This is a genomic window from Endozoicomonas gorgoniicola (genome assembly GCF_025562715.2).
GTDB lineage: Bacteria > Pseudomonadota > Gammaproteobacteria > Pseudomonadales > Endozoicomonadaceae > Endozoicomonas_A > Endozoicomonas_A gorgoniicola.
Map to the genome: position 1 here is coordinate 135,270 of NZ_JAPFCC010000001.1, position 15,444 is coordinate 150,713.

Sequence of the window (15,444 nt, forward strand, 5' to 3'; positions counted from 1 at the left end):
ACTGAAAGTCAGGCCGCAGAATCTGCAACAGCCGTTGTTTTATTTTTCGCCAGGAAGGCGATCATGGCTACAACGGCAGCCGTAACACCGATTGGGTAGGAGATAGCGGCGGACAGAGACAGCCCTTCAGGAGCCATAAGGATGTAAGTGGTACACACAGCCGTCATAAACATGGCTGGCAGTGATACAAACCAGTGGCTCTTGTCCCGGGTGACCATATAGGCGGCAGCTGCCCACAGAACAATGGTGGCCAGAGTCTGGTTGGAAAATGCGAAGTAACGCCAGATGATATTAAAGTCAACAAAGGTCAAAACGAAACCAACTGCAAATACAGGCAACGCCAGCTTGAGACGATTGGCCTTGCTGGTTTGCTCAATGCCAATCGCATCCGCAATGATCAGGCGCACACTGCGAAATGCGGTATCACCGGACGTGATCGGGCAGGCAATGACTCCCAGAACGGCCAGCAGGCCACCAACAGTACCCATCAGTCCGACAGAGACTTCCTTCACAACCAGACCGGCACCACCCTGAGACAGAACGTCGTTCAAGCCTTCCAGCCCATTTGGGAAGAAGGACATGGCAGCAGCAGCCCAGATCAGAGCCACAATGCCTTCAGCAATCATTGCGCCGTAAAAAATCGGACGCCCCTGGGTTTCATTTTGAGTGCAGCGAGCCATCAGGGGAGATTGTGTGGCGTGGAAGCCACTGATTGCGCCACAGGCAATGGTGGTGAAAAGCATGGGGAAAATTGGCAGCCCTCTGGGGTGGATCAGGTCTGCGCCGATTTCAGGAACTGGCAAACCATTGATAACGGTCATACCGCCCACACCAAATGCCATGATGAGCAGTGCAGCACCGAAAACAGGGTAAATTTTGGCGATGACTTTATCCACAGGCAAAACGGTTGCCACAAAGTAATAGCAAAGAATAATGCCAAGCCAGAAATTAGTGCTTGCCAGAATACCCTCGCCACCAAGGTTTGCCAGCAGACCAGCAGGCCCCATCATGAATACGACACCGACCAGTACAAGCAGTACCACAGAAAAAGCACGCATAAACTTGCGCGCTGGCTCGCCGAGGTAGTGGCCAACGATTTCAGGAACAGACTTCCCTTGATGACGAATGGAGAGCATACCTGAGAAATAGTCGTGAACCGCCCCCGCAAAGATGCAGCCAAGCACGATCCAGAGAAAAGCAGCAGGGCCGTACAGGGCACCCATAATCGCACCAAAGATTGGCCCGAGACCGGCAATATTGAGGAACTGAATCAGAAAAATTTTGTACCAGGGGAGGGGAACGAAATCTACGCCATCTTCAAATTCAACGGCAGGCGTCTTACGGTCAGGCTCGATGCCAAACCACCGCTCGACCAGTTTGCCATAAATGAAGTAGCCCCCAATCAATACAAAGAGCGAAATTAAAAAGCTGGTCATAAGGCATTACCGTTGTCGTCTTCACTTTAGAGGTGTGACGGTAACCCCGTTATTGCCTCTGGAGTGAAAAATGGAAATCAAGCTAATGATATGGTGGTTTTTCATACAAAAAATTGACTGAAAGCAATCATTCTGAAGATATATTTGCGGCTTGGGAAAATACTGACTGCCAATCATCTCCAGGTCGGATGCCTGCAACATTGGGTCAAAGATATGTTTGAGTGCGCGCCGGTGGGTAAAACCAGCATCGACGAGGTATGCCCGGCACACAAGGCTATAGAGTGATTCATCGGGCAGTGGTGGCGGGTCAAGAGTGAGCATTTATAACATATTCTTGTTTGTAGGATAGTGGAGTTAAGGCTATAAACCCGATGCTATGCAATAAGTAGCAAGAGTATTAGAGGCTCTGTAGTAATGAATAAAGATATCCTTTTTGCGATTCTCAATCAGAAAAGTCAGGAAGAGTTGTTGGAGCTTCTGAATGAAGCCTGGCGAGTAATGAGTACTAATCAACGGAGTGAAATATTCAGTCCGGTCATGAGCAAGGAGCAATATGAATACCCAGCCAGTGGCAAAAAAACACTGGCTGCCATAAGAAAATTCCATAAAGAGTCGTACGACGGGGAGTATTATGCGCCTTTTGATATTAACTCTAAAAACTACATGAATATTCCCGAGGAGACGGATGGCTGGTTTGCCCGGCTTGATGAGTTATTCACTGAGTGCACAAAACTGTCCAACCAAAAGGAATACAGCGCAGCGCTTGAAGGCTACGAGCTTCTGTTTGAGTTGGCTGAGGCAGTGGACAGTGGTGAAGAGATTATTTTTGCAGACGAAACCGGTATGTGGATGTTTACCGGAGACGAAAAAGCGTACTTCACGGCTTATATTAAAGCGGCTGCCGGTGGCTGTTCTGATGAGGAATTTGTCGAGAAGGCTATGTATGCCTTACGTCAGGACAATGATAGATGCTGTGGATACGAGCTCTACTCAGTTGTTCAGTCTATTGCCACAAAGGAGCAGGCTGAACGCATTGATGGAGAGATAAAAAGCCGGAATTTAAAAGTGAGCAAATGAATAGCTGCCAAAGCTCAGGTATAAGGTGTTGGCTATTCCTCAATTTTTCATTTTAAAGCTCTGCCCCCGGGGCAGTGCTTTTATGAAGGTTAATCAAGCCGCTTCCAGCGCTTCTTTCAAATTGGTGCAGACACGGTAATCCACATCAATCGTCTCAAAGTGCTTCTCGGCGCACTCAATCTTATCGTTTTCCTCTTCCCGACGCTCTGCTTTATTGGTGGTACTCTTGGTTTCCCGAACCAGATAAAGCTTTTCTTCAGAGTCGCCCGTTACGACTGCCCAGTCGGGGTTATAGGGACCAACGGGGGGGCTACCTTGAACCAAGGAAGGCAGCTTGCAATAGAACTTCACTGATTCATGACCCACGTGTCGATAGTTTTGCACACGTGTCCATAGTTTTAATGCATTTTTACAATGTCTTTTTATACGACAGATCCCATCTGAAAAATAGGCAGATACATAGCCACGATCAAACCACCCACAAGCACCCCGAGTACCGACATAATCAATGGTTCCATCAGGCTGGTCAGGCCATCAACGGCGTTATCCACTTCGTCTTCGTAGAAGGTCGCGACTTTATCGAGCATTTCATCCAGAGAGCCGGATTCTTCACCGATAGAAACCATCTGAATAGCCATGGGTGGGAAGATGCCAGAACTTTTCATGGCGAACTGCAGCTGCTGGCCTGTAGAGACATCTTCTTTGATGCGGTTGGTTGCATCCGTAAAGATAACATTACCCGCAGCCCCTGCCACTGAGTCGAGGGCGTCGACTAATGGAACACCGGCGGCAAATGTCGTTGAAAGAGTTCGGGCAAAACGTGCGACAGCTGACTTTTCAAGTATTGGTCCTATAATGGGAATTTTGAGTACCAGCCTGTCTTTCCTGTCCCTTGCGGCTTTTGAACGTTGCATGATTTTTTTAATCATGAAGCCAAAACCCACGATCCCGATAATGGCTGCAAACCACCATTGCTGAACAAAGTTGGAAATCTGAATGACCACCTGAGTAAAAGCGGGGAGTTCGGCACCGAACCCTTGAAAGACTTCTTCAAACTGGGGGACGACCTTCACCAGCAGAATACCGGTAACGATGAAAGCGACGCACACAACCGCGACCGGGTAGTTCATTGCCTTTTTGATCTTGGCTTTAAGCGCTTCTGACTTTTCTTTATACGTTGCAATTCTGTCCAGCAACGTTTCCAGCGCACCGGACTGTTCACCAGAGGCCACCAGATTGCAATACAGGTCATCAAAATACAGTGGATGCGCCCGAAGGGCTTCGGCCAGAGTCGTACCACCTGCCACCTCATTTTTGATCTTGAGAAGCAGCTCTTTCATGGCGGGCTTTTCGATACCATCAGTTGTGATGTCAAAAGCGTTAAGCAGCGGTACACCGGCTTTCATCATGGTGGCAAGCTGTCGGGTAAACAGGGCGATATCCAGGGGGTTAATTTTACCCCCCTTACTTTTACCAAACGAGAAGCTTTTCTTTCTCACCTTGGTGACAGAAATGCCCTGCTTGCGTAGCTCGGCCTTGACCAGGGCGATACTGGCGCCTTCCATTTCCCCTTTAGTTTTACGTCCACTCTTATCTTTACCTTCCCAGATAAAAGTGGAAGGTTTGGCTGATTTTTTGGCCATAGGTGTGTCCGTACAGTCTTGTTATTTTTTCAGCTCCGTGAGTTTTTCAGACATCAGACTCTCTGGCTGTTTTCAGAAGATTATAAGCGTATGTATCGGACAGAAGCCCTCTGGCAATAGTAAAAAGCAGACTTATTCTGCGGGAACGCTGGTTCGTTTGAAGGTCTTCAGATTCAGGGCCGTCATTTCTCCGCCCCAGACACAACCTGTGTCTATGGCATGAACGCGCTTGCGACCACTGTTTCCCTCCAGGGCCGCCCAGTGGCCAAAGACGATGGTTTTTTTATAAACCGGGCTGTCCGGGAACTGAAACCATGGGTAGAAGCCTTTTCTGGAATGAGCGGTTTTGTTTTCAAGATCCAGTTTGCCGTTTTCGTCGCAGAAGCGCATAAGGGTGAAGTAGGCGGTGATCATCTTCAGCCTGGCGCGCCGGGTCAGCGCATCTTCCCAGGAATTCAGCTTGTCGCTACTGAAAAGGTAGCGCAACAGATCCTGGTAGTCGTTTGCCTGCAAGGCTCTTTCGAGCTTCCCGGCATAGAAACGTGCCTGTTTGATGGTCCAGATTGGGGGAATTCCGGCATGCACCATGGTGATATTACGGTCTTTGTCGTGGTGCAGAACCGGACGGTGGCGTAGCCACCTGATCAGTTCTTCACGGTCTGGCGCGTTCAGAATTGAGTTCAGCGTGTCTTTTTTCTTTGCCGGGCGAACGCCTGACGCCACAGCCAGCAAGTGCAGGTCATGATTACCGAGAATGGCGACACAGTCGTCGCCAAGGGACTTAATAAAGCGCAGAGTGGGCAACGAATCCGGCCCCCGATTAACCATATCACCGGCTATCCATAGCTTGTCCTGACCGGGCTGAAACCTGATTTTGTCGAGCAAACGGCGAAACGGGTCGTAGCAGCCCTGAATATCGCCAATGGCATAAACCGCCATAGAGTCTCCTGAGTGTCACACGAAGGTCAGCTGACACTCATCTGTGATGTTTATGTCAGCCTGCCTTTATAGTTTTATCTCAGCTTGTTGCGCTTGTTCAAGCGAAGAGTTTTAAATAGCTCTGGTAAAGAGTTTAAGCGTTACGGTCGTGGATAAAGTCAGCAATTCGTACGAACTCTTCCAGCGTTACCCGCTCCGGACGAACAGACGGATCAATCGACAGCTGTTCCAGCTCTTCTGCAGAAACCAGTTGCTTAAGGGTGTTGCGCAGGGTTTTACGACGCATGCTGAATGCTTCACGAACCACACGGCTCAGCATTTTTACGTCCTTACAGGGGTGTGGCAGCTCTTTATGAGGCGTCAGACGTACAATGGCAGAATCAACCTTGGGTGGAGGGTTGAAGCAGCCGGGTCCAACCGTAAACAGATAGTCTACCCGGCAATAGTACTGCGCCATGATGCCCAGACGACCGTAGTTGTTTTCACCCGGCTGCGCTGCCAGACGCAGCACAACCTCTTTTTGCAGCATAAAGTGCATATCGCTGATCAGGCCCTGGTACTCCAGCAGATGGAAAATCAATGGCGTGGAGATGTTATAAGGCAGGTTGCCAACCAGTCGCAAAGGTTTGTCGTCGTTTTTCAGGCTGGAAAAGTCGAACTTCAGGGCATCACCTTCATGGATGCGGAAGTTGGGGTTCAGGCCAAAACGGAGTTTCAGGATCGGGATAAGGTCGCGGTCCAGCTCAATAACATCCAGCTGACCAGCGCCATCCAACAGGAATTCGGTAATGGCGCCCTGACCCGGACCAATTTCAACCAGCCGGTCGCCTTCCCTTGGGTGAATGGAGCGAACGATTCTCTGGATTATGCCCTGATCGTGCAGAAAGTTCTGGCCGAAGCGTTTACGGGCTCTGTGATGGGGGAATTCGGACATAATGTACTGTTTACGGTCGTTCAGGGAAATGGCGGCTTATGATAGCGGCAGAAACCCGCTTTGCATACTGCTGATGATTATTCGGTGTTCAGCAGACCGCTATGTAAGAAGGAAAGAGTTTGGAACTAAACCGGGCTGTGAAAGCTCAAACCTGTTAACGCAGAGAAAGCAAGCAGGGATAAAATGTATGCAACGAAAGCAGAAAATAATGTTTTTTCAGTACAGTTCAGACCTTGTATCAGAAAAGGCAACCACCACAACAGATCGAAAAGCATGGGTAATCAGTGTTTACTGGTACAAAATTTCGTCATCATCAGATAAGTCATAAAATGTGTAAATTAGACCAATGTACCTTCAAAACTTTGATTAGTAGCCTCCGCCACGGTGGTTTTCGGAGGAGGAGACTCCGGAGGAAAATAGCCGAAAACTTCTGACTGGTAAGGAGCATTGCAGATCGTCAAGGTCACTGATTCCGGAAAAAACTTTTGCTCCATTTCTACTTTGACAGGAAAAGGGTGAGTGTTTGAGTCTACGTCAAGAACCCCTAAGTCAGAAGTAACACCCCAGGCTAAAACCAGGTTTGCGGTGCGGCTTTGATCAAAAGGATTTCGGACAACATAGCCTACGGCATTAGGTTTGAATGGCAGCTGGAACGGAATATTGGGAGGACGACGTATCATAAAACTGCAAGCCTTTTGCTTACCTACAATAATGGTCTGTTAACCCTTAACTGTCTGCATTGCATAATCAATGGCCGTTAGCAAGCTGTCCGGACTCGCTTTGCCGCTTCCGGCAAGCTCAAGTGCTGTGCCGTGATCAACAGAGGTTCGAATCACAGGCAGTCCGAGTGTAATGTTCACCGCCTTCCCAAAACCTTTGAATTTCAGCACAGGCAACCCCTGGTCGTGGTACATGGCCAGAACCGCATCCGCCGACTCAAGGTAGTTCGGGTTAAACAGCGTGTCTGCCGGTAAAGGGCCTTTAAGGTTCATGCCTTCCTGGCGCAGCTTATCCAGAACCGGAATAATGACCTCGATTTCTTCCCTCCCAAGGTGCCCGCCTTCTCCGGCATGGGGATTCAGTCCACAGACCAGAACTTCTGGTTCTGCAATACCAAATTTGTTTTTCAGGTCTCTGTTCAGGATACGGATCACTTCTTCCAGTGATTCCGGCGTAATGGCATCAGCCACATCACGCAGGGGCAGATGAGTGGTTGCCAGGGCAACCCGTAAACCTTCGGTAGCGAGCATCATAACGACCTTGCGGGTATGGGTCTGTTCCGCCAGAAACTCAGTATGGCCGGTAAAAGGTACACCAGCGTTATTGATCACTTCTTTATGAACCGGACCGGTCACCATGCCGTCGAACAATCCCTCCATGCAGCCCTGAACCGCATAGCTGAGCATATCCAGAACATACTGACCGTTAGCCGGATCAGTCTGACCGGGCGTGCAGGGTTGGCTGAGGGGTAAAGGGGCAACAATTAGTTCACCCGTCCGTGCAGGCTGGTGGTCTTCTGGGTTGAAGGTTTTAAGGTTGATGTTCAGTTTCATCTGCCGGGCTCTCTGGCTGAGCAGTTCCGGATCGGCAGCCACAACCAGCTGGGCGGGCAATGAATGGTTTGCCAGCATCAGGCACAGGTCGGGGCCAATGCCAGCTGGTTCGCCAGAGGTGATGATCAGTCGTGGTGTATGGGTTCCGGAATTTGTCATATCTGTAATAGCAAAAGAGCCCGTCGGGTTGTGCATCTTTACACAAACCCGGCGAGCTTCATAGAGGGCAGTTGAGTCTTACAACCGAATCTCTACAAAAGACTGGTCGCGGATTTCACGCAGCCAGACTTCCAGCTCTTCTTCAAACTTGCGCATACCCAGCAGTTCACGCACCTGGTTGCGGCGCACCTTATTGCTGATATCAGCCTTACGTTTGCCTTGGACTTCCAGAATATGCCAGCCATAGGAGCTGCGGAACGGTTCGCTCACAACACCCTGAGGTGTTTCCTCCATGGCTTTCTGAAACTCTGGCACCAGAGTTTTCGGAGATACCCACTCCAGGCTGCCACCATTCAGGGCTGAGCCAGGGTCGTCGGAGTAAGCTTTTGCCAGATCGGTGAAACTTTCACCGCTCTCAATACGGTCGTAAAGGTCTTTCGCCAGCATCTGGGCTTCCAGATCGTTACGGATTTCGTTTGGCTTGATCAGAATATGGCGAACATTAACCTGTTCTTCCATAACCTTCTCGTTACCACGGGTGTCCATCAGCTTGAAAATATGGAAACCACCGGCACTGCGCACCGGCTGAGAAACCTGACCTGTGTTCATTTTTGCGGCCTGTTCGGCAAACAGGGTGGGCAGCTGTTCGGCACTTCTCCAACCCAGGTCACCACCGTTCAGGGCATTTTGACCTTTGGAGTAAGTAATCGCCATCTCGGCAAAATTAGCACCCTGTTTCAGCTGGACAGATATGTTATTGGCTTCTTTCTCAGCCGCCTGAACCTGTGAAGGTGTTGGGTTATCCGGTGTTGAAATCAGGATATGTCCCAGACGGTACTCGACCTGCTGGCTGGCCTGACCTTCCGGAGAACGCAGGAAGTTGTCAATTTCCTGTTCACTGATCTGGATGCGGCTGGTGATCTGGCGCTGGCGTACACGGTTGATGATCATCTCGCGACGAATCTCTTCACGGGCTTCGGCGTAAGACAGACCATCGGCTTCCAGACTTTTGCGGAACTCTTCAATAGTCAGGCCGTTGCGCCTGGCAATTTGGGTGACGGCGTCGTTCAGCGTCCAGTCGTCAATGCGGATACCACCGTTGCGACCCATCTGCAGCTGCAGGTTTTCCAGCACCAGCTGTTCCAGCACCTGGTTTTTCAGCACGCTTTCCGGGGGGAGGGTGATATTGCGGTCAGACAGCTGGCGTTGCACAGTTTCAACACGATTGTTCAGTTCGCTCTCCATGACCACATCTTTGTCGACGACAGCGACGATGCGATCCAGGGGAACCGGTTTGGCATGGGCGATATTACCCGTTGACACCACGACAGCCGCCAGCGCCAGTGCGCGGCAGGCTGAAAGCATCAATTTCTTCAATCCCTTCATCATTACTTCTCGCGAATTGTATAACCTGAAATACCTTGCAAGTACTCTTTACCTGAAGAACCGGTCAAACTACCCAGACCTCGCAGTACAAACTGCAGGTAGATGCCGCTTCTGTCTTTTGGATGGTCGATATTATCGGTCGATTTAACATAGGAACGCCAGAATAATCGCACCTGATAACAACAACTGGCATATTCGACACCAAACAGCTCCTCAAGGTTCCGCTTGTTGGTCATATCGTATTGCCAGCGACCCATGGCTGACCAGTTCCGGGTGTAGGGAATCGGCCAGGCAAAGCTGATATCCGTGGCTTTCAGGTCGTTTTTGGCTTTCTGATAGATGGGATTGTTATCGTCATCCCGACCGGTTTCAATGTAGTTTCCATCTTTGTCTTTGACAAATCGCTCCACCCGGTCCGCATACCTGAAACCCATATTAAAAGTCTTGCGCTCTGAAGGTCGGTAACGATAGGTCAGCGCATAATTATCAATACGGTTTTCATTACTATTCCACACAAAATCCTGACGCAGGCTCATGGTGCGGGTGAAATTGTAGATGAATTCTGAAGCGATAGGAGAGGTGGAGTCCAGCAATTCCTGTCTGAGACGGGAATCCTTTGCGATCAGGTCTTCATCGGGCTGGTCCGGTACTTTCCCGGCCTGCCCGAGATTGTTGGCGATATAGACCTTGCGATCGTCAAAATGGAAAATCTGGCCAATGCCGAACCGCATCCGCTCGAAGCCATCATCCTGAATAAACCGGGTAGTGATCCCCAGCGATACCTGGTTGGCATCAGCCAGTCGGTCATAGCCGCTGAAGCGGTTATCCTGCCAGAGTGAGCTGTAGCTGAAACCCATGTTGCCGGTATCAAAGATCGGGTTGAACTCCTGACCTTTCACATGAGGGGCATACAGGTATTTCATCCGGGGCTCAAGCGTATGGGTGTAATCGGTGCCAAACAGTTCGGTGAAACGATCAAAATATAAACCGCTGTCCAGACTGAAAGCCGGAACCGTAGTCGATGGAGTTTTAGTAAAGTCGCCATCCTTAAACTCTTGTCCCACATATGAATTGCGCAGGTCTTCCATCACCTCTTTTTCCTTGAGGTTGGACAGGCTGTAATTCACACTGCGGACTTTAACTTCCGGTTTCAGAAAACCCCAGGTTGTGTACATGGGGTAGCTCATTCCGGTTTCAAAGTAAGCACGACTGCCTACGGCCTTTTTGATGCCATAGCCTTCGTTGTAAATACTTTCAAAAATTTTTGAACCACTTGGAAAGCCCGGGTCAGGCTGTTCTTTGACGTAGTTCCAGTCATCTGCCCGATCAAAATAGGTGTAATCCGCCAGATAATTCACCTGAATCCGGTCGGTAGCCTGCCAGTTACCCCTCAGTTCGATTTGCGGCAACTTGTTATAGGGGTCATCCGCCGTACGGTTCATGTTCTTTTTCTTGTGAACATCCAGCTTTGTCTGCCAGTTGGTGTAGTCATTGCCACCATAGTAACGGGTCATTACACGCTGATTCAGAGGGCTGGAGGCCGAATAGTCCAGGCTGGAACCGAAATCGTCCAGATAGTCCTTGTCGCTGGCATCGGCATAATCCAGCTCAGCCATCCAGCGATCATTAAACTGACGACGGTGACGGGCATTGGCAAACCAGCGGTCTTTTTTGTAATGTCGGTTTTCATCTTCCAGCTGGTCGCCACCAATCAGACCAGCAACACCCAGTTCACCTTCATCCTTTTCAGTCAGGTAGCGGAATTCGTTTTCCAGCAGAAAACCGCGTTTGGTCATGACTCTTGGCGTAAAGGTGGCATCGTAATTGGGTGCGATGTTCCAGTAGTAAGGCAGGTCAAATTCAACACCTGCCTCGTCGTTAAATCCCATTTTCGTGGGGTACAGGAAACCGGATTGACGCCGCTTATCAATAGGGAAGTAGAGGTATGGGCTGTAAAAAACGGGCAGATTCTGAATCCTGACAACCGCGTTACGTGCCGTACCATAGCCGGTAGACGGATCCAGTGTGACACTGTCGCCTGACAGCTGCCAGCCTTTGTCGCCGGGGGGGCAGGTGGTGTAGGTGGCATCATCCAAGTCCATGGTGGCGTCTTCATGACGCAATATAACCTCAGCACTGCCCCTGGCATGAGACTCATGCATCACATACCGGGCATTGTCGACCTCAGTCCGGCCGGTATCCAGCTGGGACTGGGCGATATCGCCCACAATCAGGGAGCCGGGTTCACGGAAAACAACATTGCCCTTGAATTCGCCAAAGTTTTTTTCGTTATCGAGGTAGGCTTCATCGCTTTCCAGTTGACGGTTCCCCTGACGAATTTTTACCGCACCCTGCAGAGTAGCTATGGAGTTCTGGTAGGTGGATTCGTCAGCGTCGGCAATAATGGGCGCAGAGTTTGGATCGCCTTTGAAGTTTTTACCGGGGCGGGTTGGCTCGACATAGGTGCCAGCACACCAGGGTTCTTCCCGTTCCAGTCGCTGGCATCTGGCCTCGCTCAGATTCGACTTATTTACCCAGTCCAGCTGTGTACGTATACCTTCAGGCTGACTGACGGCAGTCATCGTTTTAGACGCTGGGCTCACGACTGGAGCAGTGACTGGGCGGGGGGCTCGTTTCATGGCTCCCTGTTTTAACGGCACCACAGAACATTGCCAGCCACTGCCATCGCTGGCTATTTCGCAACTCCACTCAGTATCGGCGGAAAGGTTGTTTTCGGCTCTGGCTTTGCTGACTGGTTGCCCGGCAATTATGGCACTGGCTATCGCCAGAGTTAATGCCCGAAGTTTGAAAGGTAAGTGATGCATCTCCATGAGCTTTGCAGTCCCGGCAGTGTGTTTTTAAACGTTCAACAGCCATGCGAACATTTTTCAATGTCCACTTAAAACACGACTTGGTTGGTTTCCGTTTGCGTTAACCGGCCATTGTAACGGATTAACTCTATGATTGTTGTCAATTTTTATTAGTTGTATCAGATTTATTCCGGTGATAACCGCTATTAGTCTGTGTTACTCTGATCGACAGTGCAATAACTTTAAAAATTTTTACGGGCTGAAATCGTGGTTTTTTCAGCCGATGTTCTATGCTGCCTGACTCAGGGAAACTTTCAAGGAAACTCTTTGCTAGACATGACTCCGTCTGACCATATTCGCCAACCGTCCCGGCAGCAAACCTCTCAGCCAGAGCTGGCTCATCCAGAGTCAGTCCGGCAACAGGAGCGTCGGGAGCAACTGGCACAATGGGTACAGCAGCAGCTGGTACCTGCTGAAGAACATTTAACGAATGCAGTGCAACTCTTACCTGTGGGTGGGGACGCAGGTTTTCGCAGTTACTATCGTATACAGAGCCCGCAGGGTTCGCTTCTGGCTGTAGATGCGCCACCAGAAAAGGAGGACTCTGCCGCCTTTGTCAGTATTGCCGGACTGCTGTCTGGTGTGAGTATACGGGTGCCAAAGGTCAGGGCCGTGGATTATGACCAGGGTTTTATGCTGATCGAAGATTTTGGTGACACGTTGTTGCTGGATCTGCTTAACCAAGAGTCGGTTGATGCTATCTATGCCGATGCCCTGGCGCTGCTCAAAACCCTTCAGGCTACTCCTCCTGATACCCTGCCGGAATACGATGAAGAACTATTGCAAACAGAACTGAGTCTCTTCAGGGACTGGTTTGTTCAGCAACTGATCGGTATTGAACTGACGGAAGAGGATGAAAAACTGTTTTGTGGGCTGGACCAGATGTTGATTGCCAGTGCCAGAGAGCAGCCTTCTGCCTTTATTCACCGGGACTACCATTCCCGCAACCTGATGAGTCTGCCCGACAATCAGATTGGTGTGATTGACTTTCAGGGGGCTTTGCACGGTCCGGTTTTATACGACGCTGTTTCTTTATTAAAAGACTGCTATGTCTGCTGGCCTGAAGATCAGGTTGAAGGCTGGCTGCAGGATTTTGTCAGGCAGCATGAACTGCTCAGGGATACTGACTGGGCGACCTGCCAGAGATGGTTTGACTGGCTGGGGTTGCAGCGCCACCTCAAGTGTCTGGGCATATTTACCCGGTTGTGGCTGCGTGATAATAAACCGCAATACCTGTCAGCTATTCCTGTTACGTTCCGCTATGTGCTGGAAGCCTGTTGGCGTTATCCTGCTTTTGAGCAACATGGACAGTGGCTGCAGCAACGGGTGGCTCCGATACTGATGCAGAAGATTGCTGATATTACCGCAGTGGCGGCAAATGCTGTCGAAGAAGTGCCTGTGTCAGAATCATCGGCTGTTGAAATGTCTGCCGGAAAAAAGGATCAGTCTGTTAATTCATGAAAGTAATGATCCTTGCAGCGGGTCTTGGGAAGCGTCTGCGTCCCCTGACCCTGCACACGCCTAAACCCCTGATTGAAGTAGCGGGTAAATCCCTGATCGTCCATCATATCGAGCAGCTGGCAGCAGCCGGTTTCAAAGAGATTGTGATTAACCATTCCTGGCTTGGAGATCAGATTGTCAATGCGCTGGGTGATGGTTCCCGGTGGAACGTCAGTATTACTTATTCAGAAGAACCTGAGCCTCTGGAAACGGCTGGTGGTATTATTCAGGCTTTGCCATTGCTTAAGGATGGTCAGTCTGAAGATAATCAACCGTTTCTGGTGGTGAATGGTGATGTCTTTACCGACTACCCTTTTGACCTTGTGCCTGACACCATAGACGGGCAGGCGCACCTGGTTATGGTCAATAACCCGGACTTCAAGAAAACCGGCGATTTTGCCCTGCAGCAGGGCAGGGTTCAGGAACAGGGCGATCAGTTACTGACGTTCAGTGGCATTAGTGTATTAACACCGGGGTTGTTTGCGGATATTCCTGCCGGTGTGCAGGCTTTGGCTCCCGTTCTGAGACAAGCGATAGTGGACAATGAAGTGACCGGAGAACATTTTCAGGGACTCTGGACAGATGTTGGCACAGTTGAACGACTCAACGATTTGGAACAGTATTTGGCGGGTAACTCTCGTACCTGTTAGATGACAGTAATAGTAAGTTAAATGACAGCAATAGTAATCGGTGCTTTTCTTGGGTTGATTTGGGGCGGACCTTTTGGCGCTCTGCTGGGTGGTTTCCTGGGCCGCTGGATTGACCGTAATTTTATAAAATCGAATCAGTCCTACAGGCAGGCCGGTCAAAGAAGCTACAACCGGCAGCGGGCGCAGTCTGCGTTTTTTCGCGCCTCTTTTCTGGTGATGGGGCGTATTGCCAAGGCAGACGGTCGTGTCAGTGAAGATGAAATCCAGATGGCGTCTGCCATTATGCGGGAAATGCGCCTTTCTGAAGAACAGCGCCGGGCGGCGATCGAACTGTTCAATCAGGGAAAGAACCCGTCGACCGATATTTCTGAGGCGCTGGCAGAATTTCGCCGGGTGGCAGGCTCCAGCACCCTGATCCCCATGTTTCTGGAAATTCAGTTGCAGGCGGCTTATGCCGACGGTGGGCTGACACAGTCAGAACGTGTCGTATTTCGCCATATCTGCGATCAGCTGGGCGTCAGCCAGCTCAACTTTGAGCTGTTGCACAAACGCTTTCAGGCGCAGCAGGCTTATTATCACCACGCCGGCCAGCAGCAGGCTGGGGGCGGCGGAGGCTGGGGGCGCCCGGGTCGGGATGAATTGAAACAGGCCTATCAAATTCTCGGGGTTGAACCCTCTGCCACCGACGCTGAAGTAAAGCGGGCTTATCGTAAGCTGATGAGTCAGCACCACCCGGACAAGCTGGTGGCGAAAGGCCTGCCGGAAGAGATGATGGAGGTTGCCAAGCAGAAAACCCAGGAAATTCAGGGTGCTTACGACCATATCCGCAACAGCCGGAAATAGCCTGATTTGTACGATATTGCAGGTTCGGGAACTTTCTGACCAGTACATGGACTAATACCCACTGGCGGTGAAACTTTCGCCGTCTCCCCTCTTTGTTCCATAAAAGGTTGATACCATGTATCTGGTTAGAAAGCGCTTTCTGTACTCGCAGGTTCCTGCCGTTACCCGTGTATTTCTTGAGCGAGACCCTTCTCAGGGCATTTACTGCTTTTATCCCGCAAGGCTGATCAGAAAGGTCAGTAAAGCGGTGAAATATCTGGTGCTGAAACACTATCCGCCTATCGCTAAAACCCTGCGTGACCGTCGCGTTAACAGTTATTTTTAAAATTTTCGATCGACTTTTCCACCGGTGAGCTAACCTTCCTGCTTCCACAAAATGATTGCAACTGCCTTTACTGGCTAAGGAAGTACTTACATGGTTCGAGCGAAGCAATGTTTCAGTGTTGTCAGAAAT

The 15,444-nt window shown here is 50.2% G+C and carries 15 protein-coding genes; 5 read left to right on the forward strand and 10 right to left on the reverse strand.

The window, feature by feature from the left end; genetic code table 11:
* Positions 1-8 precede the first annotated feature (8 nt).
* Together NX722_RS00585 and NX722_RS00590 are read right to left on the reverse strand one after the other, a co-directional pair.
* Positions 9-1,436: a carbon starvation CstA family protein gene (locus NX722_RS00585; protein WP_262566249.1), complete on the reverse strand. Its 1,428-nt coding sequence runs from the start codon at positions 1,434-1,436 to the stop codon at positions 9-11.
* 21 nt (positions 1,437-1,457) lie between these two features.
* Positions 1,458-1,757, reverse strand: a complete 300-nt coding sequence (locus NX722_RS00590) for a hypothetical protein (RefSeq protein WP_262566250.1) — start codon at positions 1,755-1,757, stop codon at positions 1,458-1,460.
* A gap of 93 nt (positions 1,758-1,850) precedes the next feature.
* Between NX722_RS00590 and NX722_RS00595 the strand changes: the two genes are divergently transcribed.
* On the forward strand, positions 1,851-2,513 hold the full coding sequence (locus tag NX722_RS00595) for a hypothetical protein (protein ID WP_262566251.1): 663 nt from the start codon (positions 1,851-1,853) through the stop codon (positions 2,511-2,513).
* Positions 2,514-2,606: 93 nt separating this feature from the next.
* Here NX722_RS00595 and NX722_RS00600 read toward each other — a convergent pair whose 3' ends face one another.
* The 8 genes from NX722_RS00600 to NX722_RS00635 all read right to left on the reverse strand — a co-directional run bounded on the left by NX722_RS00600 (position 2,607) and on the right by NX722_RS00635 (position 11,958).
* Positions 2,607-2,897 carry a restriction endonuclease gene (locus NX722_RS00600; RefSeq protein WP_322740900.1) on the reverse strand — a complete coding sequence of 97 codons (291 nt, stop codon included), beginning with the start codon at positions 2,895-2,897 and terminating at the stop codon, positions 2,607-2,609.
* Between the two features lie 38 nt (positions 2,898-2,935).
* The gene (locus NX722_RS00605; protein ID WP_262566253.1) at positions 2,936-4,156 is read right to left on the reverse strand and encodes a type II secretion system F family protein; all 1,221 of its coding nucleotides are present in this window, start codon (positions 4,154-4,156) and stop codon (positions 2,936-2,938) included.
* A 132-nt stretch (positions 4,157-4,288) separates the two neighbouring features.
* Positions 4,289-5,095: a symmetrical bis(5'-nucleosyl)-tetraphosphatase gene (locus NX722_RS00610; protein ID WP_262566254.1), complete on the reverse strand. Its 807-nt coding sequence runs from the start codon at positions 5,093-5,095 to the stop codon at positions 4,289-4,291.
* A 133-nt stretch (positions 5,096-5,228) separates the two neighbouring features.
* Positions 5,229-6,029, reverse strand: a complete 801-nt coding sequence (rsmA, locus tag NX722_RS00615; RefSeq protein ID WP_262566255.1) for a 16S rRNA (adenine(1518)-N(6)/adenine(1519)-N(6))-dimethyltransferase RsmA — start codon at positions 6,027-6,029, stop codon at positions 5,229-5,231.
* 338 nt (positions 6,030-6,367) lie between these two features.
* A complete protein-coding gene (locus NX722_RS00620; protein WP_262566256.1) occupies positions 6,368-6,709 on the reverse strand; it encodes a hypothetical protein in 342 nt (113 codons plus the stop codon).
* A gap of 39 nt (positions 6,710-6,748) precedes the next feature.
* Entirely contained in the window at positions 6,749-7,741 is a 993-nt protein-coding gene (gene pdxA, locus NX722_RS00625; protein ID WP_262568751.1) for a 4-hydroxythreonine-4-phosphate dehydrogenase PdxA, read from the reverse strand.
* 78 nt (positions 7,742-7,819) lie between these two features.
* Complete coding sequence (locus NX722_RS00630; RefSeq protein WP_262566257.1) at positions 7,820-9,106, reverse strand: peptidylprolyl isomerase; 1,287 nt, start codon at positions 9,104-9,106, stop codon at positions 7,820-7,822.
* A gap of 23 nt (positions 9,107-9,129) precedes the next feature.
* A complete protein-coding gene (locus tag NX722_RS00635) occupies positions 9,130-11,958 on the reverse strand; it encodes an LPS-assembly protein LptD (protein WP_262566258.1) in 2,829 nt (942 codons plus the stop codon).
* A 315-nt stretch (positions 11,959-12,273) separates the two neighbouring features.
* Between NX722_RS00635 and NX722_RS00640 the strand changes: the two genes are divergently transcribed.
* The 4 genes from NX722_RS00640 to NX722_RS00655 all read left to right on the forward strand — a co-directional run bounded on the left by NX722_RS00640 (position 12,274) and on the right by NX722_RS00655 (position 15,315).
* Entirely contained in the window at positions 12,274-13,458 is a 1,185-nt protein-coding gene (locus NX722_RS00640) for an aminoglycoside phosphotransferase family protein (protein WP_262566259.1), read from the forward strand.
* Positions 13,455-14,147, forward strand: coding sequence for an N-acetylmuramate alpha-1-phosphate uridylyltransferase MurU (gene murU, locus NX722_RS00645; RefSeq protein ID WP_262566260.1), 693 nt, complete (start codon positions 13,455-13,457; stop codon positions 14,145-14,147). The genes NX722_RS00640 and murU overlap by 4 nt, the downstream gene beginning before the upstream one ends.
* Positions 14,148-14,168: 21 nt before the next feature.
* Complete coding sequence (gene djlA / locus NX722_RS00650; protein WP_262566261.1) at positions 14,169-14,990, forward strand: co-chaperone DjlA; 822 nt, start codon at positions 14,169-14,171, stop codon at positions 14,988-14,990.
* Between the two features lie 115 nt (positions 14,991-15,105).
* A complete protein-coding gene (locus tag NX722_RS00655) occupies positions 15,106-15,315 on the forward strand; it encodes a hypothetical protein (protein ID WP_262566262.1) in 210 nt (69 codons plus the stop codon).
* Positions 15,316-15,444: the final 129 nt, after the last annotated feature.